Origin of the sequence: Porphyrobacter sp. CACIAM 03H1, assembly GCF_002215495.1 — a bacterium.
Lineage (GTDB): Bacteria > Pseudomonadota > Alphaproteobacteria > Sphingomonadales > Sphingomonadaceae > Erythrobacter.
This window is the reverse complement of the sequence record NZ_CP021378.1, coordinates 215,151-236,836: the sequence shown is the minus strand read 5'-3', so window position 1 is coordinate 236,836 and position 21,686 is coordinate 215,151. Positions and strand designations below refer to the sequence as shown.

20 protein-coding genes are annotated in these 21,686 nt (G+C 67.9%); 12 read left to right on the top strand and 8 right to left on the bottom strand.

Features of this window, described 5'->3' with window-relative positions; genetic code table 11:
- The first annotated feature begins 49 nt into the window (after positions 1-49).
- Positions 50-478: a hypothetical protein gene (locus tag CBR61_RS01140; protein WP_088912713.1), complete on the top strand. Its 429-nt coding sequence runs from the start codon at positions 50-52 to the stop codon at positions 476-478.
- Here the strand turns inward: CBR61_RS01140 and CBR61_RS01135 are convergent.
- From CBR61_RS01135 to CBR61_RS01115, 5 genes are all read right to left on the bottom strand, one after another.
- Positions 475-1,377 (bottom strand): hypothetical protein, encoded by a 903-nt coding sequence (locus CBR61_RS01135; RefSeq protein WP_088912712.1) that lies wholly within the window; start codon positions 1,375-1,377, stop codon positions 475-477. The genes CBR61_RS01140 and CBR61_RS01135 overlap by 4 nt on opposite strands.
- On the bottom strand, positions 1,374-4,487 hold the full coding sequence (locus CBR61_RS01130; protein WP_088912711.1) for a fimbria/pilus outer membrane usher protein: 3,114 nt from the start codon (positions 4,485-4,487) through the stop codon (positions 1,374-1,376). The genes CBR61_RS01135 and CBR61_RS01130 overlap by 4 nt, the downstream gene beginning before the upstream one ends.
- Before the next feature lie 91 nt (positions 4,488-4,578).
- A complete protein-coding gene (locus tag CBR61_RS01125; protein WP_088912710.1) occupies positions 4,579-5,343 on the bottom strand; it encodes a molecular chaperone in 765 nt (254 codons plus the stop codon).
- Between the two features lie 195 nt (positions 5,344-5,538).
- Complete coding sequence (locus tag CBR61_RS01120; RefSeq protein ID WP_088912709.1) at positions 5,539-6,090, bottom strand: fimbrial major subunit CsuA/B family protein; 552 nt, start codon at positions 6,088-6,090, stop codon at positions 5,539-5,541.
- 42 nt (positions 6,091-6,132) lie between these two features.
- Complete coding sequence (locus CBR61_RS01115) at positions 6,133-6,684, bottom strand: hypothetical protein (protein WP_088912708.1); 552 nt, start codon at positions 6,682-6,684, stop codon at positions 6,133-6,135.
- Between the two features lie 548 nt (positions 6,685-7,232).
- Here CBR61_RS01115 and rpmI point away from each other — a divergent pair.
- The 11 genes from rpmI to CBR61_RS01060 all read left to right on the top strand — a co-directional run bounded on the left by rpmI (position 7,233) and on the right by CBR61_RS01060 (position 18,437).
- Positions 7,233-7,436, top strand: a complete 204-nt coding sequence (rpmI, locus tag CBR61_RS01110) for a 50S ribosomal protein L35 (protein WP_026092007.1) — start codon at positions 7,233-7,235, stop codon at positions 7,434-7,436.
- Between the two features lie 47 nt (positions 7,437-7,483).
- Positions 7,484-7,843, top strand: coding sequence for a 50S ribosomal protein L20 (rplT, locus tag CBR61_RS01105; protein ID WP_086737378.1), 360 nt, complete (start codon positions 7,484-7,486; stop codon positions 7,841-7,843).
- Between the two features lie 132 nt (positions 7,844-7,975).
- Positions 7,976-8,905 (top strand): helix-turn-helix domain-containing protein, encoded by a 930-nt coding sequence (locus tag CBR61_RS01100; RefSeq protein ID WP_088912707.1) that lies wholly within the window; start codon positions 7,976-7,978, stop codon positions 8,903-8,905.
- Positions 8,906-8,996: 91 nt separating this feature from the next.
- On the top strand, positions 8,997-10,097 hold the full coding sequence (gene pheS, locus CBR61_RS01095; protein ID WP_088912706.1) for a phenylalanine--tRNA ligase subunit alpha: 1,101 nt from the start codon (positions 8,997-8,999) through the stop codon (positions 10,095-10,097).
- Positions 10,094-12,484: a phenylalanine--tRNA ligase subunit beta gene (pheT, locus tag CBR61_RS01090; RefSeq protein WP_088912705.1), complete on the top strand. Its 2,391-nt coding sequence runs from the start codon at positions 10,094-10,096 to the stop codon at positions 12,482-12,484. Before pheS ends, pheT begins: the two co-directional genes overlap by 4 nt.
- Positions 12,481-13,233: an SDR family NAD(P)-dependent oxidoreductase gene (locus CBR61_RS01085; RefSeq protein ID WP_088912704.1), complete on the top strand. Its 753-nt coding sequence runs from the start codon at positions 12,481-12,483 to the stop codon at positions 13,231-13,233. The genes pheT and CBR61_RS01085 overlap by 4 nt, the downstream gene beginning before the upstream one ends.
- Positions 13,230-14,750: a peptide chain release factor 3 gene (locus CBR61_RS01080; protein WP_088912703.1), complete on the top strand. Its 1,521-nt coding sequence runs from the start codon at positions 13,230-13,232 to the stop codon at positions 14,748-14,750. Before CBR61_RS01085 ends, CBR61_RS01080 begins: the two co-directional genes overlap by 4 nt.
- 123 nt (positions 14,751-14,873) lie before the next feature.
- Positions 14,874-15,743, top strand: coding sequence for an alpha/beta fold hydrolase (locus CBR61_RS01075; RefSeq protein ID WP_088912702.1), 870 nt, complete (start codon positions 14,874-14,876; stop codon positions 15,741-15,743).
- A 241-nt stretch (positions 15,744-15,984) separates the two neighbouring features.
- Positions 15,985-16,548 (top strand): pyridoxamine 5'-phosphate oxidase family protein, encoded by a 564-nt coding sequence (locus tag CBR61_RS01070; protein WP_088912701.1) that lies wholly within the window; start codon positions 15,985-15,987, stop codon positions 16,546-16,548.
- A 182-nt stretch (positions 16,549-16,730) separates the two neighbouring features.
- On the top strand, positions 16,731-17,069 hold the full coding sequence (locus CBR61_RS01065) for a P-II family nitrogen regulator (protein ID WP_088912700.1): 339 nt from the start codon (positions 16,731-16,733) through the stop codon (positions 17,067-17,069).
- A 45-nt stretch (positions 17,070-17,114) separates the two neighbouring features.
- Positions 17,115-18,437 (top strand): ammonium transporter, encoded by a 1,323-nt coding sequence (locus CBR61_RS01060; protein WP_088912699.1) that lies wholly within the window; start codon positions 17,115-17,117, stop codon positions 18,435-18,437.
- 272 nt (positions 18,438-18,709) lie between these two features.
- On the opposite strand, the gene CBR61_RS01055 is transcribed toward CBR61_RS01060, so the two are convergent.
- From CBR61_RS01055 to CBR61_RS01045, 3 genes are read right to left on the bottom strand one after another with little or no spacing between them, the layout of a single operon-like run.
- The gene (locus CBR61_RS01055; RefSeq protein WP_088912698.1) at positions 18,710-20,299 is read right to left on the bottom strand and encodes a GMC family oxidoreductase; all 1,590 of its coding nucleotides are present in this window, start codon (positions 20,297-20,299) and stop codon (positions 18,710-18,712) included.
- A 24-nt stretch (positions 20,300-20,323) separates the two neighbouring features.
- Positions 20,324-21,286 carry a sterol desaturase family protein gene (locus CBR61_RS01050; protein ID WP_088912697.1) on the bottom strand — a complete coding sequence of 321 codons (963 nt, stop codon included), beginning with the start codon at positions 21,284-21,286 and terminating at the stop codon, positions 20,324-20,326.
- Positions 21,279-21,686 (bottom strand): hypothetical protein, encoded by a 408-nt coding sequence (locus CBR61_RS01045; protein WP_088912696.1) that lies wholly within the window; start codon positions 21,684-21,686, stop codon positions 21,279-21,281. Before CBR61_RS01045 ends, CBR61_RS01050 begins: the two co-directional genes overlap by 8 nt.

Below are 21,686 nucleotides of genomic sequence, written 5' to 3'. Positions count from 1 at the left end.
ATCGGCACTGGGCAGGACAGGCCATGCCGTTCCTTTGGGAGGCCGAGCGATGCCGCATCCGTACCCCGCCACGCAGCGCCCCTCGCGGCACGTCGGCGTGTCCGCGCTTGCGCTGGCGCTTGTGCTGGTTCTCGCGTGCGCGCCCGGACCGGTGGCGCGCGCCGGAAACGGCTTGCAGTGGCGGCTTGAGGCCAGGGTGCCGGTGATCTGCGCCATCCTCGATGTGGAGACGCCCGCCGACCGCCCGGCTAGCCTCGCCGTCACCACGACCTGTAACGCGGAGCGATACCAGCTGCTGCTCCACCCGCCCGAGGGACAGGCCGTCTTGCGCACGGCGCGCAGTTCAGCGGGAGTGGTGCAGATCGGTGCCGGCACGGTCACGATCACCAGCACACGCCCCGGCCAAGCCCTCACCACCATCGAGCTCGATGCGCCCGTGAGCGCCGGCCCGATCGCCGTGACGCTCCAGCCGCTTTAGTAGGCGGTGTAGAGCAGGGTCAGCACGTCGCGGTAATCGCCCGCGAAGCGGTCGGTGCCGGGGGCGACCTCCAGCACCATTTCCTCGCGCAGGGCCAGCAGTCCGCGGAACGGGCGGTTGATCTGCGCGCCGGCGGACAGGTTCACCGGCACCCCGTCATAGGTCAGCCGGTAGGGAATGGCGCGCAGCGGGCCCTGCACGGTGTGGACCAGCCGGCCGCGGTTCTGCGACTGGATGGTGATGTTGACCGCGGCGTTGCTCTGGTAGAACACGTTCGTGCGGATCACCGAGCCCGCGCTCACCTCGCCGAAACTGAGGTCGCGGCTCGTCGCCCCCTGTTCGGCGAGGAACCGGATCGCGGGGCGCACCGTGATCGCGAACAGCACCGCCTGCGGGAGCCCGTCGCCGACCTGCACCAGCACGGTGCCGCGATACTCGCCTGCGGCGGGAAACTGGCCGGCGCTGAGCTCGAACAGGTCGATCGTCACCGCCTCGCCGCGCACCAGCCGCCCGCGGGCGTTGCCCGCCAGCACGAAGCGGGTGACATTGGCCTGCGAAACGAGGTTCGAATTGAGCTGGACGAGGCCCAGCTGGTCGCTCCCGTTCGCGAAGACGAAGGCCGCGCCCGATTGCGGGGTGATGACAACCGGCGCACTGTTGCACCGCGACGGGATGTCGCTGTCGGCGGCCTGAAGGGTGATCTGGAGCACGGTGCGGTTGGCCTGATTGGGATCGTAGCTCTGCCCGCTCGCCTGGCGTCCGGTTATGCGGTAGCCGTCGGGGCACCCGCCACCGCCCTGGCCCTGCGCCAGCACCGCCGCCTCGCCCAGCGCGCCGGCCCACAGCAGCAGGCCCAGAACCGCGCTGCACGCGCGCCGGGCGATCCGCGAACCGATCATGGTGCAACCTCCATCGTCTGCGTGCCCATCCTGATGATCGCGGGCGCGGATTTGTCGATCGTGAATTCGTACACCAGGTCCCCGCCCACCAGTTCGACCCGATAGCGTCCCTCGGCAAGTTTCGAGAGCACCGCGCGGCCGGCCGCATTGGTGAACACCCCGCTGGTTTCGCCCGTGGCGAGGTTGCGGACCACGCCGTCGGCAAGCTTCACCGGCGCGCCGCCCGGCAAGACGAAGGTGACCAGCGCCGAGCGATAGGCATCGCTCCCGATGGTGAGCTTCACCCCGCTCAGGGCCCCGGGCTCGCTGAGATATTCGCCGGGGCCGATGTCATAGCCCGGCGGCGCGCCGAGCACGCTCACCCGGACATTGTCCGGCCGGTAGCCCGAAAGCTGGCTGACGATGGCAGGCCCCAGCGCATTGCTCTGCCCGGCGCGCCGCCCGACGCCGCTGGTCTCGACCTCGACCCGCGCGTCCTTGAGCGAGGGGTGGCGATCGACCATCACGAAGCCGCGCCCCGGGTTGCGTCCGATCCCGAGCTCGCCGTCGGCAAAGGCAAGACCCGATTGCAGACGGAAATTGACCACGTTCTGGTCGCGCATTCCGCTGCCCCCCGCCGCGCGGGTGCCGACCATCTCGAGATCGAGGTTGAAGCGCGAATTGGCGAAGCGCGCCTGCCCGGTGAGGCGGTCGAACAGCGGGGCGTGTTCCGCGATCATCCCGTAATCGAATTCCGGCACGGTGATGTCGCGCACCCGCCGCGCCTCGAGCCGGGCCTGGCGGGTCACACTGTCGTAGCTTGCGGTCGAGAAGTGGTTGCGCCCGAGCGGGATTGTCAGCGTTGCCAGCACGCCCCGGTCGCTGCGCCCGCCGATGTCGGTGTAACGCGCCGTCGCCGAGGCCAGCACCCGCCCCAGCGACACCTGCACGCCGCCGAAGACGGCGAGGCTGGACGGGCCGGGGGCGTGGGTCTCGAGGTAATTTCCGCCGAGCGAGAGCGCTAGCCGTTCGGTGAGACTCAGCCGGTAATCGAGCGCCATGTCGATCTTGACCGGATCGGGGGCGAGCGATTGCGAGAGCCGCCGGTAATCGGCCGTGCGATAGTCGAACCGGACGTTGAGCTGGCTGTCGAGATCGGACAGCCGCAGGGGATCGCCGCGATAGGCGAGGCTGAGCGCATAGCCGAGATCGCCGCTGGCGACGTCGTGGCTGGCGCTGCCGCCCAGGAACAGCGCGCCCCCCGGCGCGAGGGTGGCGAAGGTCACGCCGAGGTTCTGGTAATCCTCCATCACCGCGAAATGCCCGCCTGCGGTTGCCACATCGCTGAAGCCGCGCGCGAATTGGCCGGTCAGCAGGGGCGTCGCGGAATAGGCGAAGCCGCCCGCCGAGGGCTTGCGCATCATCCCGGCGGTGACGTTGAACTCGCTGATGCCTGCGCCCAGCAGCTCGATGTCGTTGGCGAGTGTGAAGCTGTCGATCTCGCGCCGCCCGGTCGCGTCCTCGACGATGATCGCGATGTTGGTCGACAGCGAGAGCGCGGGGATGCGGTTGAGATCGACCGGCCCGGCATTGACCTCGAGCGCCTGCACCAGCGCGCCGTTGGCATAGATCTCGATCCGCGCCGGGCGTTCGAGCACGAACTGGCGGCGGCCCGTGGGGCGGATGTTGCGCAGGGGTTGCAGGGCATCGTAGCGCCGTTCGAGCGCGATGCCGGCGACGTCGGCCTCGCCCGCGATCACCGGCAGGCCCGCCACCAGATCCCCGGCGGCGAGGCGCAGCGCCGTACCTTCGAAGTCCTTGAAGGCCACCAGCCGGTCGCGCTCGAACCGGCGCTGCGCCTTGTCGGCGAGGTCGACCAGACCCCCGAACAGGAGATAGGCCCCCGTCTCGCGCCCGCCGATGTTCACGAAGCCGGCAAAGTCGTAGAGCAACCGGGTGTCGCCATCGGGATCGCTGAAGTCGTGCGAGCCCACGAGGTTGCCGGTTACGCCGAGGGCGAGGCCTGCGGGCCGGACGCGCGCGGCCGCGCCGAGATCGACATCGCCGGTGAAGGTGAAGGTCTGCGGCCCCACCGCCCCGGGCGCGAGCGCGAGCGTGATGGTGAGATTGGCGGGATCGTAGGTGGCGGTGATGCCGAGCTCCTGGAGCCGCGCCAAGGGCAGGAACTGGCCCGCCTCGCGCCGCAATTCGGCGCGCGGCGCGGCGGCGAGCTTGCCGCCGAGCGCACGTTCGAGCGAAGCCGCCTCGATCCCGCGCAGCTCGCTCACGGTGAGTTCGGCGTTGACCAGCGCGAGGCGGTTGCCGTCGAGCACGGGATGCATGGTGATCCGGCTGACCCGCTGCGTGCGTGGGCCGGAGGGCGCCAGCGGCTGTACCGGATGGGACGCAGGGGCAAGTGTCGTCCCCGAGGGCGGGGGTTCGGGGGGCGCGGGCGGAATGTCCCGGGCCGCTGTGTCCGCCACGAGCGGCAGCGCTGTCTCGACGGGCGCGGTTGCCTCGCGCAGCGCCGGGGCCGCAACGTCCCGCGCCGGAATCAAGCGCGACCGGCCGGCATTGCGCACCACTCTGTCGGCCCAGTCGACGAGGCCGCCGAACAGGGCATGGCCCTTGCTTCTGCGCCAGCGCGACCCGGGCCTGTCCTCGTCACCGGCGAGGGACGCGATCCGTGCCCCCACGGCCTCGGGCACCAGCGCGAGGTTGAGCGTGAGGTTGGAGGGATCATAGGTGGCGACGATGCCGAGTTCCTGGAGCCGCGCCACCGGCAGGAACTGTCCCGCCTCGCGCCGCAGCTCGGCGCGCTGCGCGGCCGGCAGCCTGTTGCCCAGCGCGCGTTCGAGCGAACCGGCCTCGATCGCGCGCAGCTCGATGATGTTGAACTCGGCCGTGACCTGATCGAGCCGCGTCCCGTCGAGCATCGGGCGCATGATGAACAGGCTGACGGGCTGCGTCTGCACGGCGATCGTCGCCGGGGTTGCGGCTGCATCGGGCGGGGGCGGCAGCGGCGGGGGAGGCGGGAGGTCCGCGGCCCCGGCGAGGCTCTCGGGCGCGGCCCAGGCGGCGCCGCTTGTCGCGGTCAGCAGCGGCGCCAGCATCAGCCGGCCGCGCCTCATGCCGATCTGTGAGCGGCCCCCGCGCCCCACGGCTCAGACCGTCGTCACCGGCCGGGCCCGCGTCCTTGCACCCGTGCCGGGCAGGCCGGCCTCAGCTCTCACCGCGCAGCAGCCGGACTTCGACCGGCCCGTTTGCCGCAGCCGTGCCTGCCTCGGGCGTCGCGGCGAGCGGAATCGCGAATTCGCGGGAGGCACCGGGCGGGACGATCGGGTTGCTCACCAGGGTCGACAGCTCGTCAGGCGTCACCTGGACCCGCGCCGCGCCAACCCGGTATTCGAGCACCTGCCCGGTCAGGAAGCCGTAGTCGTTGCCGCTGTTGGCGACCTTGAAGCGCAACGTCCCCTCCGCCGCACTCGCTTCGCTCACCGCCAGCCGCGCCCGCGCGCGGGGCGGCTGGACATAGACGGCAACGCCGAAATTGTAGGTGAACTGGATCCCCGTGCCCTCCAGCTTGTTCACCGGCACCTCGGTGACCTGCACCACGAAGGCTTCGGCCGTCTCGCCCAGTGTGCCGACATACTGGATGCGGATTGCCTGCGACTGGCCTGCGGCGATCTGCACCTGCGGGGGGAAGGTGATGAACTCCTCCTCCGCCGGCTCGAAGGTCTGCTCGCCGTTGGCGGCAACCACCCGGCGGAACACTTGGATCTCGACAGGGAGCGGTTCCTCGCGGATGTTGTTGATGGTGATGGTGGCGCTGTTCTGGCCGCGATCGGGCTGCAGGAACACCCGCATCGGCGTGACCTCGTAGGCCCGCACCGCACCTGCCAGCGCGAAAGCCGTGGCGAGCGCCAGAACGATCCATAGCAAGCGCGTCAGCCCTTGCCCGAAAACGACCTTGCCCGATTGCGTCATGCGCCCGTCCGTTACCCGATCTTGTTTTTGCGAACGGGTCCCGCACCGCCGAAGGGTGCGGTGCAGCAGGGACCCTCGTCCCAGCCCTTATTGTAAACAAGATTTAACTTACATCGGGGGCACAAAAAAAGTGGTGGAACCCGGCGGGCTCCACCACTTCCTGTGGGTCCTGACGGGGCCGTGGCCCCGCAAGGATCAGATCGCGGTGACGGTGATCGTCACGGTGTCGCGGTAGTTGCCCGCGTAGACGGTGGTCCCCGGCGCGCCGTTGCCGCCGGTCGCGCCGAGCACGCCGAAAGCCTGGAAGCTGACGTTGCCGGTTTCGCCCGCAAGGAAGGCGGTGCTGCCGCCGAAGGTCCCGCTGACCGGCGAGGTCAGCTGCTGGGCCGAGAACGACAGGCCCGAGTTGCCGGTGTGCGCCATGTTGAAGCGGATGCGGCGGGCGTTGTCGGTCGTGGCATTGCCGTCGAGCGTCAGGTAGCCGTTGTTCTGCGAGGTGATCGTGCGGGTGAAGCCGTTCACGCTGTTGCAGCGGTAGGTCGCCTCGCCGGCAGCGACATCAACCGTGCTGCTGGTGGCAACGGCGGCCAGTTCACCGAAGTCGACGGCGATGGTCGAACCGCTCGAATTGTACACGCCGCACGACGGCGCGACCTGGGCGTTGAGGTTGTAGGTCAGGCTCTGGGCCGAAGCTGGCACGGCGGCGAAAGCGGCGATCCCGGCAGCGAGGAGGGCAATCTTCTTCATCGGTCTGGTCCTTTTGTGGGTGGTCTTGAACAAGTTGGTCGGTCAGTTGGCGGTGACCGTGATCGTCACCGTGTCGCGGTAATTGCCCGCCAGCACGGTCGTGCCGGGCACGCCGTTGGCGGCAGGGGCACCGCGTACCCCGAAGGCCTGGAAGGTGATTCCCCCGGTCTGTCCGGCAAGCCAGGTCGGATTGCCGGGGAAGCTGCGGCTCAACGGCGCAGTCAGTTGCTGGGTCGGGAAGCCCATGCCGCTGCCGCCGCCGTGCTGCATGTTGAAGCGGATGCGGCGGCTGGCATCTGTGGTCGGATTGCCATCGAGGGTCAGCCAGCCGTTGTTCTGCGAGGTGATGGTGCGGGTGAAACCGGTCCGCCCGTTGCAGCGATAGGTGGCGCTCCCCGCTCCGACACTGACGGTCGCGGTCGTGGCAACATCGGCCAACGAGCCGAAATTGACGTCGATCACCGTGCCCGACGACGAGTAGACCCCGCAGCGCGGCGTCACTTGCGCATTCATCTCGTAGGTGAGGTTCTGGGCACCCAGCGGCGCAGCGGCAAGCGCGGCAAGGCCGGCGACCGGGATAACGGAGGTTCGCAAGATCTGGTCCTCTTCTGGCGTCTCAGTTGGCGGTAATGGCGTGGCGGGCGGCGTCGCGGCGGTCGCTCGCGCGCGTCGTCGGCCGGGCATGTGAGTTAAGGATGCGGGTTAGCCTCCGGCCTGCGACGGCACGCGCCGCATCTGATGCGCGCGCAGCGCCGGTCAGCCGGTTGAGATACATGTGCGACACCCCTTTGTGATCCCGGAGCGCTGAAGGATCAGGCACTTGGCCTTGATCCCGGCGTAGCTCGGCGAAATCGTTCGTTGGGCGTCAACTAACCCGGAGATGGTAAATTAAGGGTTTATCGGAATTGGGCTTGGTGAATTTCCCTACAGGATCCCCGATGGAACGGGCCTTGCGTTCACCATGACTGCCCCCGTCGCACCCGGCGCCGCACCATCTGCGATCCATGCCTCGGCGCCATATGCCTTGCCTTTCGCGTCCTTCCCGCCTAAGCGCGCGCACTTCACCGACACGAATCAATCAGCCAGCCTGGCGACAAGGGCTGCCATGGCCGGTTCCGACGTGTCTCTTGCAGGAGATGAAAATGCCCAAGCTGAAGACCAAGAGCGGTGTGAAGAAGCGCTTCAAGATCACCGCCACCGGCAAGGTCAAGCACGGCGTCGCTGGCAAGCGTCACCGCCTGATCAGCCACAACGCGAAGTATATCCGCACCAACCGCGGCACCTCGGTCCTGTCGGCCAATGACACGCCGACGATCAAGAAGTGGGCGCCCTACGGGCTGGATTGATGCGAGCGGCCATCGGCCCCGACATCTCAAGATAAGGATATACTGATATGGCACGCGTCAAAAGGGGTGTTACCACCCGCGCCAAGCACAAGCGGATTCTGGACCAGGCCAAGGGCTATCGCGGTCGCCGCAAGAACACCATCCGCATCGCTCGTCAGGCGGTCGAGAAGGCCGGGCAGTACGCCTACCGCGACCGCAAGGTGAAGAAGCGGACCTTCCGTGCTCTCTGGATCCAGCGCATCAACGCTGCCGTCCGTATGGAAGGCCTGACCTATTCGCAGTTCATGCACGGCATCAAGCTGGCCGGCATCGAGCTCGACCGCAAGGCAATGGCCGATCTCGCCATGAACGAAGGCGGCGCCTTCAAGGCCGTGATCCAGCAGGCGAAGGCGGCTCTGCCGGCGTAAGCCTTCCGCGGCTCCGGCCCGGCACGCAGATCAGGGGCAGGTTCCCGCCGGGAGCCTGCCCCTTTCGCGTGCGCCTTGTAGAAACCCGTCACGCCTCTTGTATAACTGCGCCAACTGCGGCTATCTGCACCCATGGGGGATGGAGATAACCAGCGTGCCGCGCGGCGCTTTGCGTCGCTTCAGGCCTATCGGCTCTCGGCCGAGTTCCGCGAACCGCCGCCCGAGTTCGCGGGCTGCTTCACGACCTTCTATCACCTGACGCTCGACCTTCCCGAAGGCGCGGCGCGGGTGGCCGATTACCTTCAGCCCGAATGGGCCAACATCCGCTTCTTCTGCGGCACAGCGCCTGAGGCTGAAATCGCCGCAAGCCGGGTGAGCGGCGCGCGTTTCGTCGGCACCGGGCCGAGCGCGCTGCCCTGCCGCTTTGCGCTGGGCCCGGTGCGGATGTGGGGTGTGGGCTTCCTCCCGCTGGGCTGGGCCCGGTTCTTCAATGCCGATGCGAGCGCCTGCGCGAACATCGTCTGCGACGGCGCCGCGCACCCGGCTTTCGCCCATTTCGCAGGTCTCACCGAGGTGCTGTGCGACCCCGAGGCAACGCTCGACGAGCAATATGACGCGATCGTCGCCGCCATGACCGCCGCGATGCGCCGCAACCGCGACGAGCCGCGCATTGCGCGCGTCCACGCCGGGCTGGTGAGCGGCGATCACGCCTCGGTCCACGATCTGGCAGACGCCTGCGCGATGAGCATCCGCACGCTTGAGCGGATCTGCGCGCGCTATTTCGGCTTCTCGCCCAAGCTGCTGATGCGCCGTCAGCGATTCATGCGCAGCCTGACGACCTTCATGCTCCACCGCGGCACCCGCTGGACCGAGGCGATGGATGCCCACTACCACGACCAGGCACAGTTCACCCGCGAGTTCCGCGAGTTCATGACCATGAACCCGAGCGAATATGCCGCGCTCGACCATCCGATCCTGACCTCGTTCATGGAGGCCCGCGCGCGGGTCTGGGGAAGCGCGGCGCAGACGCTCGACCCGCCGCCGCCCCCGACGCCGCGCTGACCGCGCCGGCGCGGCACTGGCGCTTTGCAATCCGGGCGATTTGCCGCTAGCGGGCGGCGGCGAAATCCCGCGGGCAGACCATTCGAAAACCATGACCGACATCACATCCCAGACACAGGCCGCGCTCGCCGCGATCGCGGCGGCTGACAGCCTCGATGCGCTCGAGGCCGAGCGGCTCGAAACGCTCGGCAAGAAGGGCTGGGTGAGCCTCGCCCTCAAGACCCTGGGCGGCATGAGCCCCGAGGAGCGGACCGCCGCCGCGCCTGCGATCCAGTCGGCCCGCGCGAGCATTGCCGAGGCGCTCGACGCCAAGAAGGCCGCGCTCGAAGCCGCCGCGCTCGAGGAGCAGCTGGCGCGCGAGACGGTGGACCTGACGCTTCCGGCACAGGTCGCTCCCAAGGGTTCGGTGCACCCCGTCTCGCAGGTCATGGACGAGCTCGTCGAGATCTTCGCCGACCTCGGCTTCGCGGTCGCCACCGGCCCGGAGATCGAGGACGACTGGCACAACTTCACCGCGCTTAACATGGACGAGACTCACCCGGCGCGGGCGATGCATGACACGTTCTATTTCCCGGACAAGACGGCGGACGGGAAGGACATCCTCCTGCGCACCCACACCTCGCCGGTGCAGGTCCGCGCGATGATCCAGCAGGGCGCCCCGATCCGCGTGATCGCCCCGGGTCGCGTCTATCGTTCCGACAGCGACGCGACCCACACCCCGATGTTCCACCAGGTCGAAGGCATGGTGATCGACAAGGGCATCCATCTCGGCCACCTCAAGTGGACGCTGGAGACCTTCTTCAAGGCCTTTTTCGAGCGCGAGGACATCGTGCTGCGCCTGCGGCCCTCCTACTTCCCCTTCACCGAACCGAGCGTCGAAGTCGACGTGGGCTACTCGAACGAGGGTGGCCGCCGGGTCGTCGGCGGGCACGGCGATGCGCCGGGCCATGCGTGGATGGAGTTGGGCGGCAGCGGGATGATGAACCCGCGCGTTCTCGCCGCCGGCGGGCTCGACCCGCAGGAGTGGCAGGGCTTCGCCTTCGGCCTCGGGATCGACCGCATCGCGATGCTCAAATACGGGATGAACGACCTGCGCGCCTTCTTCGACGGCGATCCGCGCTGGCTGGCGCATTACGGCTTCTCGCCCTTCGACCAGCCCACCTTGTCCGCCGGCGTGGGAGCGCGTGCATGAAGTTCTCGCTGACCTGGCTCAAGGACTACCTTGAAACCGACGCCACCGTCGCGGAGATCTGCGACGCGCTCAACGCCATCGGCCTCGAGGTCGAGGGGGTGGAGGACCCGGCGGAGAAGCTCGCCGGTTTCCGCGTCGCCAAGGTGCTGACCGCCGCGCGCCATCCGGATGCCGACAAGCTCCAGGTGCTGACGGTCGACACGGGCGAGGGCGAGCCGCTGCAAGTCGTCTGCGGCGCGCCCAATGCCCGCGCCGGGATGAAGGGCGTGCTGGGCCTGCCCGGCGCGATCGTGCCCGCCAACGGCATGGTGCTGCGCAAGAGCGCGATCCGCGGGGTCGAGAGCAACGGCATGATGTGCTCGACCCGGGAGCTCGAACTGGGCGACGATCACGACGGGATCATCGAACTGCCCGACGATGCGCCCCTCGGCACCAGCTTTGCCGACTACCACGGCTCCGACCCTGTGATCGAGGTCGCCGTGACCCCCAACCGCCCCGATTGCATGGGCGTCTACGGCATCGCCCGCGATCTGGCGGCGAAGGGTCTGGGGACGCTGAAGCCGGTCGCCATGCCCGCCTTCACGGCGAGCGGCGCGTGCCCGGTCGATATCCGCACCGACGATCCGCAGGGCTGCCCGGCGTTCTATGGGCGGGTGGTGAAGGGGGTGCGCAATGGCCCCTCGCCCGACTGGCTCCAAGCGCGCCTCAAGAGCGCGGGCCAGCGCCCGATCTCGCTGCTGGTGGACCTCACCAACTACCTGATGCTCGGCTTCGGACGTCCGGCGCACGCCTACGATCTTGCCAAGCTTTCGGGCGCGGTGGTGGCCCGCCGCGCCAAGGACGGCGAGCAGGTGCTGGCATTGAACGAGAAGACCTACACGCTCGACAGCGAAATGGTCGTGATCGCCGATGATGCGGGCGTGCACGACATCGCCGGGATCATGGGCGGGGAACATTCGGGTGTCTCGGACGAGACCACCGACGTGCTGCTCGAAATCGCCTATTTCGATCCCGCGCGCATCGGTGCGACCGGGCGCAAGCTGGGCCTGTCGAGCGACGCCCGCACCCGTTTCGAGCGGGGCGTCGACCCTGAGTTTCTGGACACGGGTCTCGACCTGCTGACCGGCCTGATCGTGGAACTTGCAGGCGGCACGCCGAGCGAGGCGGTGCGCGCCGGTTCGCCCCCGTCGCAGGCCAAGGTCGTCGCCTTCGACCCGGTCCTTACCACCCGCCTCGGCGGTGTGGAGGTGCCCGAGGGCGAACAGAAGCGCATCCTCGAAAGCCTCGGTTTCAGCGTCGGCGCGGACTGGCAGGTCACCTGCCCGCTGCGCCGCCACGACATCGAAGGCCCGGCCGATCTGGTCGAGGAAGTCGTGCGCATCCATGGCCTCGACAAGGTGGCGAGCGTCGCGCTTCCGCGTGTCGAGGGTGTCGCCCGGCCGACCGCCACCTCGCAGCAGAAGCTTGAGCGCGGCCTGCGCCGTGCCGCTGCCGCCAGCGGCCTCAACGAGGCGGTCACGTGGTCCTTCCTGCCTGAATGGGCCGCGAACCACTTCTCCGACGGCAACGACACCCCCTGGGTGCTCGCCAATCCGATCAGCGAGGACATGAAGGCGATGCGCCCCTCGCTGCTTCCGGGCCTCCTCATGGCGGCCAAGCGCAACGCCGATCGCGGCGCGGCCTCCTCGCGCCTTTTCGAGATCGGGCGGCGCTATTTCCGCGGGACCGATGGCCTCAGCGACGAAAAGCCGACGCTCGGCATCGTGCTCGCGGGCGAGAAGATCCCGCGCGGCTGGCAGAGCGGCAAGGCCAAGAGCTTCGACGCCTATGACGCCAAGGCGCTCGCGCTCCAGCTGCTCGAAGCCGCCGGGGCTCCGGTGGCGAACCTGATGGTGATGGGCGAGGCGGGACCGCAGTTCCACCCCGGCCAGTCGGCGACGCTGCGCCTCGGCCCCAAGGTCGTGCTGGCGCGCTTCGGGATGGTGCATCCGGCGACGCTCAAGGCCTTCGACGCCGACGGGCCCATCGCCGCGGTCGAGCTGTTCCTCGACGCGATCCCGGCGAAGAAGGGCGCGGCCTTCGCGCGTCCGGGCTTCACGCCGCCGGCATTGCAGGCCGTGACCCGCGATTTCGCCTTCCTCGTCCCGGCAACGCTGGCGGCGGGCGACCTCGTGCGCGCGGTGCAGGGTGCGGACAAGGGGTTCATCACCGCCGTGCGCGTGTTCGACGTCTTTGCCGGGCAGGGCGTGCCGGAAGGCAAGAAGTCCATCGCCGTCGAAGTCACCCTCCAGCCGGGCGAGACTTCTTTCAAGGACGCCGACCTCAAGGCCATCGCCGATAAGGTTGTCGCCGCCGCCACCAAGCTGGGCGGGGAGCTGCGCGGATGACCAGAACTGCTTTCGTGACCGGTGCCACCGCCGGGATCGGCCTTGCCACCGTGCGCCGCCTCGTCGCGGACGGCTGGCGCTGCGTCGCCACCGGACGGCGGCAGGAGCGGCTCGACGCGCTGGTCGCGGAGCTGGGCGCGGACAAGGTCCATGCCCTTTGCTTCGACGTGCGGGACACGGCCGCGCTCGATGCCGCGCTGGCTTCGCTCCCCGAGGCCTTCCGCGAGATCGACCTGCTGGTCAACAACGCCGGCCTCGCGCAAGGGCTGTCGCCCGCCCAGAACGCCAGTCTCGACGACTGGCAGACGATGATCGACACCAACATCACCGCAATGGTGGTGCTGACCCGCAAGCTGCTCCCCGGCCTGATCGAGCGCAAGGGCGCGATCATCGCCATTGGCTCGGTCGCGGGGAGCTACATCTATCCGGGCGGCAACGTCTATGCCGGGTCCAAGGCCTTCGTGAACCACTTCACGCTTGCTCTGCGCGCGGACCTCCACGGCACCGGTGTGCGCGTGACCAGCATCGAGCCGGGGATGGTCGAGACCGAGTTCACCCTCGTGCGCACCGGCAGCCAGGAAGCCAGCGACAAGCTCTATGCCGGCGTCAACCCAATGACCGGCGAGGACATCGCCGATACCATCGGCTGGATCGCCAGCCTCCCGCCGCATCTCAACATCAACCGGATCGAGCTGATGCCGGTCAACCAGGACTTCGCGGGCTTCCGCGTCGCACGCGACAACCAGTGACCTCCAATCGCCGCACCTTCGCGATCATCTCGCACCCTGACGCAGGGAAGACTACACTGACCGAGAAGCTGCTGCTCCAGGGCGGCGCGATCCACCTTGCGGGCGAGGTCAAGGCGCGCGGGGCGGCGCGGCGGGCGCGGTCGGACTGGATGAAGATCGAGCAGCAGCGCGGGATCTCGGTCACGTCCTCGGTGATGACCTTCCAGAAGGACGGGATCGTCTTCAACCTGCTCGACACGCCGGGTCACGAGGACTTTTCCGAGGACACCTACCGCACGCTGACCGCCGTCGACAGCGCGGTGATGGTGATCGACGCCGCCAAGGGCATCGAGCCGCAGACCCGCAAGCTGTTCGAGGTGTGCCGGTTGCGCTCCGTCCCGATCCTGACCTTCGTCAACAAGGTCGACCGCGAGGGCCGCGACCCCTTCGAGACGCTGGACGAGGTCGCCGACATGCTGGCGCTCGACGTCTCGCCGCAGATGTGGCCCATCGGCATGGGCGGCGAGTTCGAGGGCCTGCTCGATTTCGCCACCGAGACCGTCAGCCGTCCCGAGGGGCCGAGCCGCGAGTTCCTCGGCACCCGCGACACCGCGGCGATCCCCCAGCGCTTCGCCGACGAGATCGAGCTGGCGCGCGGCGGCTATCCGGAATTCGACCTCGAGGCCTTCCGCCACGGCGACCTCACCCCGGTCTACTTCGGATCGGCGCTCAAGAACTTCGGCGTCACCGAGCTGATCGACGCCATCGCCCGCTTCGCGCCCCCGCCGCGCCCCCAGCCGGCGGGCGAGGAGCAGATCAGCCCGGAGCGCGACGAGGTCACCGGCTTCATCTTCAAGGTCCAGGCCAACATGGACCCCAATCACCGCGACCGCATCGCCTTCATGCGGCAGGTTTCGGGCACCTTCAAACGGGGAATGAAGCTGACGCCGAGCGGGCTGGGCAAGCCCATCGCGGTCCACTCGCCGATCCTGTTCTTCGCGCAGGACCGCGAGCTTGCCGACACGGCCGAGGCGGGTGACATCATCGGCATTCCCAACCACGGCACCCTGCGGGTGGGCGATACCCTTTCCGAGCGCAACCAGGTCCGCTTCACGGGCCTGCCCAACTTCGCGCCCGAAATCCTGCGCCGCGTCCAGCTCAAGGACCCGACCAAGACAAAGCAGCTGCGGAAGGCTCTCGACGACCTGTCGGAGGAGGGCGTGATCCAGGTCTTCTACCCCGAGATCGGCTCCGCCCACATCGTCGGCGTGGTCGGCCAGCTTCAGCTCGAGGTGCTGATCAGCCGGCTCGAGGCGGAATACAAGGTCGAAGCCGCGCTCGAACCGTCGCCCTTTGCCACCGCGCGCTGGATCAAGGGAGACGCCAAGGCGCTGGACGGCTTCGCCAGCTTCAACCGCGCCAACCTCGCCAAGGACCGCGACGGGGACCTCGTGTTCATGGCCAAGAGCCCGTGGGACGTGAGCTACCAGGTGGAGAAGAACCCGGAGCTGACCTTCTCGGCCACGAAGGAACGGTAGAACCCGCCCCCGTTCGCCTCGAGCGAAGTCGAGAGGCTTGATCGGGGTGTCTCGACTGCGCTCGACTCCAACGGGAGCGCGGGTGACTTGCCCAAAGCGCAAGCTTTGGCCAAAGCATCATCCATGCAGACCGCCGGCCCGACCTCGCAGACCTTCATCTCCCAGCGCCTTCGCCTCAACTACCTCGACTGGGGCGGGCGCGGAAAGCCGCCGCTGGTGCTCGTGCATGGCGGGCGCGACCATGCCCGCAGCTGGGACTGGACCGCCGAGGCGCTGCGCGAGGACTACCATGTCATCGCCATGGACCACCGCGGGCATGGCGATTCCGACTGGGTATCGGACGGGGTCTATTCCGCCGCCGACATGGTCTACGATCTTGCCCAGCTGATCCACCAGCTCGGTGTCGGGCCGGTCAGGATGGTGGCGCATTCGATGGGCGGGAACGTCGCGCTGCGCTATGCCGGGGCCTTTCCCGACATGGTGACGAAGCTCGTCGCGATCGAGGGTCTCGGCCCCTCGCCCGAATGGCGCGAGAAGCAGCGCAGCCAGCCCTATCCCGAACGCCTCGCCGAATGGATCGAGAAGAAGCGCAAGGCCGCCGGGCGCACCCCGCGCAAATACGAGAGCATCGAGGCCGCCTTCGCCCGCATGATCGAGGAAAACGCCTACCTCACCGAGGATCAGGCCCGCCACCTCACCGTCCACGGGGTCAACCGCAACGAAGACGGCACCTATAGCTGGAAGTTCGATCCGCATCTCAATGTCTGGCCGGTCGAGGACATCGGCGACGAGTTCATCGAGCAGTTGTGGGGAGCCATCACCTGCCCGACGCTGCTGCTCTACGGGGCGGACTCCTGGGCTTCCAACCCGGAGAGGGACGGACGGATCGCCCACTTCAACACCGCGAGGGTGATCGAGTTCGAGAAGGCGGGCCACTGGCTCCACCACGACCAGTTCGACCGCTTCATCGCGACCTTGCGCGATTTCCTGTAAGGGCCCCGCGAAGTTTACAAAGTTGACACTGTAAACTTCGTAATCCTACAGGAATTTTCTCTATAATTCAGTGTGATAGGGCGCAAAACCGAAGTTGACACTGTGCACGGCGATTGCGTGTCCTGCCGGGGCGTCGACAATGCGAAAGAGCCACGCGCAGCCTAACGCGCCCCGGCCGCTGTAGGAAAGGCTCCTGTCGCGTCCGCGCACCTGTGCTAGAGCTGGCGCGAGGAGGGTTCGCATGGCCGATTTCACCGACACGCTCACCGAGAAGCACATCGCCATGATCGCCGCCCAGCCGGTGTTCTTCGTGGCGACAGCGGCGGCCGAGGGCCGGATCAACCTCAGCCCCAAGGGCTATGACGCCTTCCGCGTGATCGCGCCGGACCGGGTCGCCTATCTCGACCTCGGCGGGTCGGGGAACGAGACCCATGCCCACCTTGCCGCGGACGGGCGCATCACGGTGATGTTCTGCAACTTCCGGCAGCCGGCCCTGATCCTGCGGATCTACGGGCGGGGGGCGCCCGTCCTCCCGCAGGACGCGGGCTGGGATGAGCTCGCCGGCCATTTCACCATGATCGCCGGCACCCGCCAGATCTTCGACATCGCGGTCGAAAGCGTGCAGTCCTCCTGCGGCTGGGGCGTGCCCTTCATGACGCTCGAGGGCGAACGCGAGACGCTGAAGAAAGCGCACCGCCAGTCCGATCCGGCGGCATGGACGGCGAAGATGGCCGCACGCACGCGCAGCATCGACGGCCTTCCGACCCGCGCCACCGACAGGTTCATCGCCGACGCCGAGGGCTAGCGGCGCAGTTCGTCGCCAAACTTGCTCATAAGTTAATCACATGATGAAAAATTAGGCACGTATTCTACCGCAGGTGCGAAGAAACGCGCTGATTCCATTGCGTCAGATGCGTTACACAAATCTGGCACGCTTGTTGCTGTGTCTCCGGTGGCCGGAAAAATCCGGCGCAACAGGGGCCACAGATGAAGTTCATCATCGCCATCATCAAACCGTTCAAGCTCGACACCGTGCGCGAGGCCCTGAGCGGCATCGGCATCGCCGGGCTGACCGTGACCGAGGTCAAGGGCTTCGGCCGCCAGAAGGGCCAGACGGAAATCTACCGCGGGGCCGAATACTCCACCAACATGCTTCCCAAGGTGAAGCTCGAGATTGCCGCCAGCGACGAGATCGCCGCGCAGGTGGTCGAAACCATCCAGCAGGTCGCCAACACGGGAGCGATCGGCGACGGCAAGATCTTCGTCCTCGATCTCGCCTCGGCAACCCGCATCCGCACCGGCGAGTCCGGCGAAACCGCGCTCTGAGGGGGCAAGTCCATGAAGCGTTTTCTCGTTAACACCGCAGCCTTCATGACGGGGGCTGTGCTGCTGGCCGCGCCCGCGCTCGCTGCTGCTCCCGCGGCCGAGGTGGCCGAAGTCGTCGCCGAAGTGGCCCAGGCCGCGCCCGCCGTGCCGAACCCCGGCAACAACGGCTTCATGATGACGGCGACCGTCCTCGTGCTGCTGATGATCCTGCCTGGCCTCGCGCTGTTCTACGGCGGCCTCACCCGCTCGAAGAACATGCTCTCGACCATGACCCAGATCGGCGCGGCCGCCTCGCTGGCGATGCTGGTGTGGGTGATGTGGGGCTACGGCCTCGCCTTCGGTCCCGAAGGCAACGAATGGATCAGCTGGGGCAAGTTCTTCCTCGCCGGGGTCACTCCGGATTCGACCGCGGCGACCTTCACCGACGAGGTCATCAGCGAATACATCTTCATCAGCTTCCAGATGACCTTCGCCGCGATCACCGCCGCGCTGGTGCTGGGATCGGTGGTGGAGCGGATGAAGTTCTCGGCCACGATGGTGTTCACGCTGGTCTGGCTGACGATCGTCTACTTCCCGATTGCCCACATGGTGTGGGAAGCGCGCGGCTTCTTCTTCGCGATGGGCGCGCTCGATTTCGCCGGCGGCACGGTGGTGCACATCAACGCCGGCATCTCGGCGCTGGTCGCGGCCTTCATCCTCGGCAAGCGCCGCGGCTATCCCAACGAGCCGATGCCGCCGCACAGCCTGACGCTGACCATGGTCGGCACGGGCCTGCTGTGGGTGGGCTGGTTCGGCTTCAACGCCGGTTCGGCGCTGGAGGCCAACGGCTCGGCTGCGTTGGCGATGATCAACTCCTTCGTTGCCACGGCGGCGGGCGGCCTCTTCTGGATGCTGACCGAGCGGGCCATGGGCCACAAGGGTTCGGCGCTGGGCTTCTGCTCGGGCGTGATTGCCGGCCTCGTCGCGGTGACCCCGGCGGCGGGCAACTCGGGCCCCTTCGGCGCGATCCTGCTCGGCGCGGTCGCCTCGATCGTCTGCTACTTCTTCGTCGCCAAGGTGAAGCCGGCGCTCGGCTATGACGATGCGCTCGACGCTTTCGGCATCCACGGGGTGGGCGGCATCGTCGGCGCGATCGGCACCGCCATCGTCTACGCCCCCGGTCTGGGCGGCCCGGGCGGCGAGGACTACGACATGGTCTCCCAGCTCGGCGTCCAGGCCTTCGCCTCGGCCTTCACCATCGCCCTCGCCGCGGTCGGCACCGCCATCGCGATCTTCATCGCCAAGGCCGTCACCGGCCTGCGTGTGGACGAGGAAAGCGAAGTCAACGGCCTCGACATCTCCGAACACGGGGAGCGCGCCTACAACTAATCTCCAGTTTGGCGGGGGGAGGCCTCTCTCTCCCTCTCCCCTCCCCCCGCCTCACCTTGTTCCTCCTGCGAACGAACAGACTGAATATGGCCGGAGCCGCCCAGAGCGTCTCCGGCCTTTTTTTGTTTGAGTTTCTTGTTTGCGACCCCGCCTCCGCGGGGTCGTCCTCGGCGAGTCTCAGGCCCTGCGGGCCTGATCGCCTGCGGCTCGCGCGCGCGTGCGCTCGCGGCCCGTCCTTCGGCGGGCCGGATCAGCGCGCCTACTGCGGTGGGTTAGACCCGCTCCGCCTGCATGACGAAGTCGGCGCATCTTTCGCCGATCATGATGCTCGGCGCGTTCGTGTTGCCGCTGACGATCTTGGGCATGACGCTCGCATCGGCCACCCACAGGCCATCGAGCCCGTTGAGCCTGAGCGTCGGATCGACCACCGCATCCGCATCGCTCCCCATACGGCAGGTGCCGACCGGGTGATAGACCGTGTCGGCGCGGTTGCGGATCAGTTCGTCGAGCGCGGCGTCGTCATGGAGGTCGACCGGATGGCGGTCCCTCGGCCCGAAGGCCTGCATCGGCGGCGCCTCGGCGATGCGGTGCGACAGGCGCACGCCGGCGCGCATCACGGCCATGTCGCGCTCGTCGTCGAGGAAGTTGGGGTCGATCACCGGTGCGGCCGCCGGATCGGCGCTCCCGAGGCGCACCGTGCCCCGGCTTTCCGGGCGCAGCACGCAGGCGTGGAGCGAGAAGCCGTGCGCCTTCACCTTCTCGCGCCCGTGATCCTCGAGTACCGCGGGGACGAAGTGCCACTGCACATCGGGGGCGGGGCTGTCGGGCATCAGGGTCAAGAACCCGCCCGCTTCGGCATAGCAGGTGGTCATCACGCCCGTGCGCTTCAGCCGGTGCTCGACCATCGCGGCCGCCATGCGCAGCGTGCCCTTCAGCGTCCCGCCGATCAGCACGTTGCTCTCGGTCTCCCAGCCGGAGACGTAATCGATATGGTCCTGGAGATTGCCGCCGACGCCCGCGCGGTCGAGCACCACCTCGATCCCGTGCGCCTTGAGATGCGCGGCGGGTCCAATCCCTGACAGCATCAGGATCTGGGGCGAATTGAACGCCCCTGCGGACAGAATGACCCCGCGACGGGCGAGCAACGACTGGACAACGCCCCCGCGACGAACCTGCACCCCGGTGACACGCCCGCCCTCGATCAGCAGCTTCTCGACCAGCGTATCGGTGCGCACGGCGAAGTTGCCCGCGTCGCGGATCGGCTCCACGTAGGCGCGCGCCGCCGACCAGCGTTCGCCCTTGCGCTGGGTCACCTGGTAGAGGCCGAAGCCCTCCTGCCGCTCGCCGTTGAAATCGGGATTGGTGCGCAGCTGCAAGGCTGCCGCCGCATCGACGAAGGCGTGGGAGGCGGGGTTGGCGTGCTTCTGGTCCTCGACGAACAAAGGCCCGCCCGCGCCGTGGAAGTCGTCGCCCCCGCGCTCGTTGGCCTCGGCGCGCTTGAAGTAGGGGAGCACGTCGTCATAGGCCCAGCCGGTCGCACCCTCGGCCGCCCAGTTGTCGTAATCCCAGCGGTTGCCGCGGATATAGACCATCGCGTTGATCGCCGAGGAGCCGCCAAGGCCCCGCCCGCGCGGCTGGTAGCCGGTCCGCCCGTTCAGGCCCTTCTGTGGAACGGTCTCGTACTTGTAGTTCGACTTCTCGGGGATGAAGGGCATGAAGCCCGGCGTCTTGATCCAGACGTTGTCGTTGGTGCCGCCCGCTTCCAGCAGACACACCCGGCGCGTGCCGTCCACCGCGAGCCTTCCGGCGACGGCGCTGCCGGCACTGCCACCGCCGATGACGATGTAGTCGAAACTTTCCATGATCTCTCCCTTTGGCGGCAGAGACTAGAAAGCTTCGCGGGCCTCCGCAATCGCGTTTCGATCAGCTACCGAACTTGCGAGTGGCGCAGCCTGTGCGCCGGTCCGCGCCTGCCATTTGGCGCGGATCATGTCGCTGGTCTCACGGCTGCCGTCATGGCTCCAGCCGGGTTCGCGCAGCAGGTAGGACAGCTTGTGCCGCCACGGCGCGCGGGCAATGTCGGCGAGCATCCCGATCCATTCGTGAAACACCGCCCACAGCAGGTTGAAGCTGCCGAGCTGCTTGACGATCCCGTAGCGGATCTTCTCGTCGTCGACCTCGGGCGTGAAGGTGCCGAACATCCGGTCCCAGACGATGAACACCCCCGCGTAGTTGCGGTCGAGATAGCGCGGGTTGGTGGCGTGGTGGACGCGGTGGTGGCTGGGCGTGTTCATCACCGCCTCGAACCACGCGGGCATCCGCTTGATCGCCTCGGTGTGAATCCAGAACTGGTAGATGAGGTTGAAGCCCCCGCAGATCGCGATCATCGCCGGATGGAAGCCCAGCAGCACCAGCGGCACCGCGAAGAGGAAGCCGAAGGTCAGCGATCCGGTCCAGGTCTGCCTGAGCGCGGTCGACAGGTTGTAGTGCTGGCTGGAGTGGTGATTCACGTGGCTCGCCCACATCCAGCGGATTCGGTGCCCGGCGCGGTGGACCCAATAATACTTGAGATCGTCGAGCACGAAGCACACCGGCCAGGCCCACCCCACCGCCCACCATTCAGGTCCGAAGTCGAAGATGCGGTATTCGTAGGCCTTGATGAACAAGGCGAGCGCAAAACCGCCGAGCAGCGCGCCCGCCACTGTCGAACCGAGGCCGAAGGCAAGGCTGACGAGCGTGTCCTTCGGCTCGTAGGCCTCGGGCGCGCGGAATTTCGCCCAGATCATCTCGGCAAGCACCGCCACCACGAACAGCGGCACGGCATATTGGGTGGGGCTGAAGTCAGGCATCCTGCCGCCCGTCTATCCGATTGATCGCCGCGGCCCAAGCCTGGGCGTCGGAAAGGGCGAGGGAGAGGGTGCCGAAGCGCCGCTCGCCCGGGTCGACGACGAGCGTGCCGCCCGATGCCTGCGCCTGTGCTGCGGGGCCGAGAATGCGCCCCGCGAAACGGTTGCCGTGGCGACGGATGACCATGATCCGCCCCTCGGCGTCGCGGGCCAGCGCGCCTGCACCCTCGGCATCCCACGACCAGGTGACGGGATCGAACCCGTCCTCGACCTCGCCCGCGGCATGGCGCACGGCATCCTCGCTCTCCAGCCGCGGCGTTCCGCCCAGCTTCATCCACCAGGCGAGCCCGGCCAACGCGAGGATCGCGGCGAGCGAACCGGCGGTCTGGACCAGCAAGTCCAC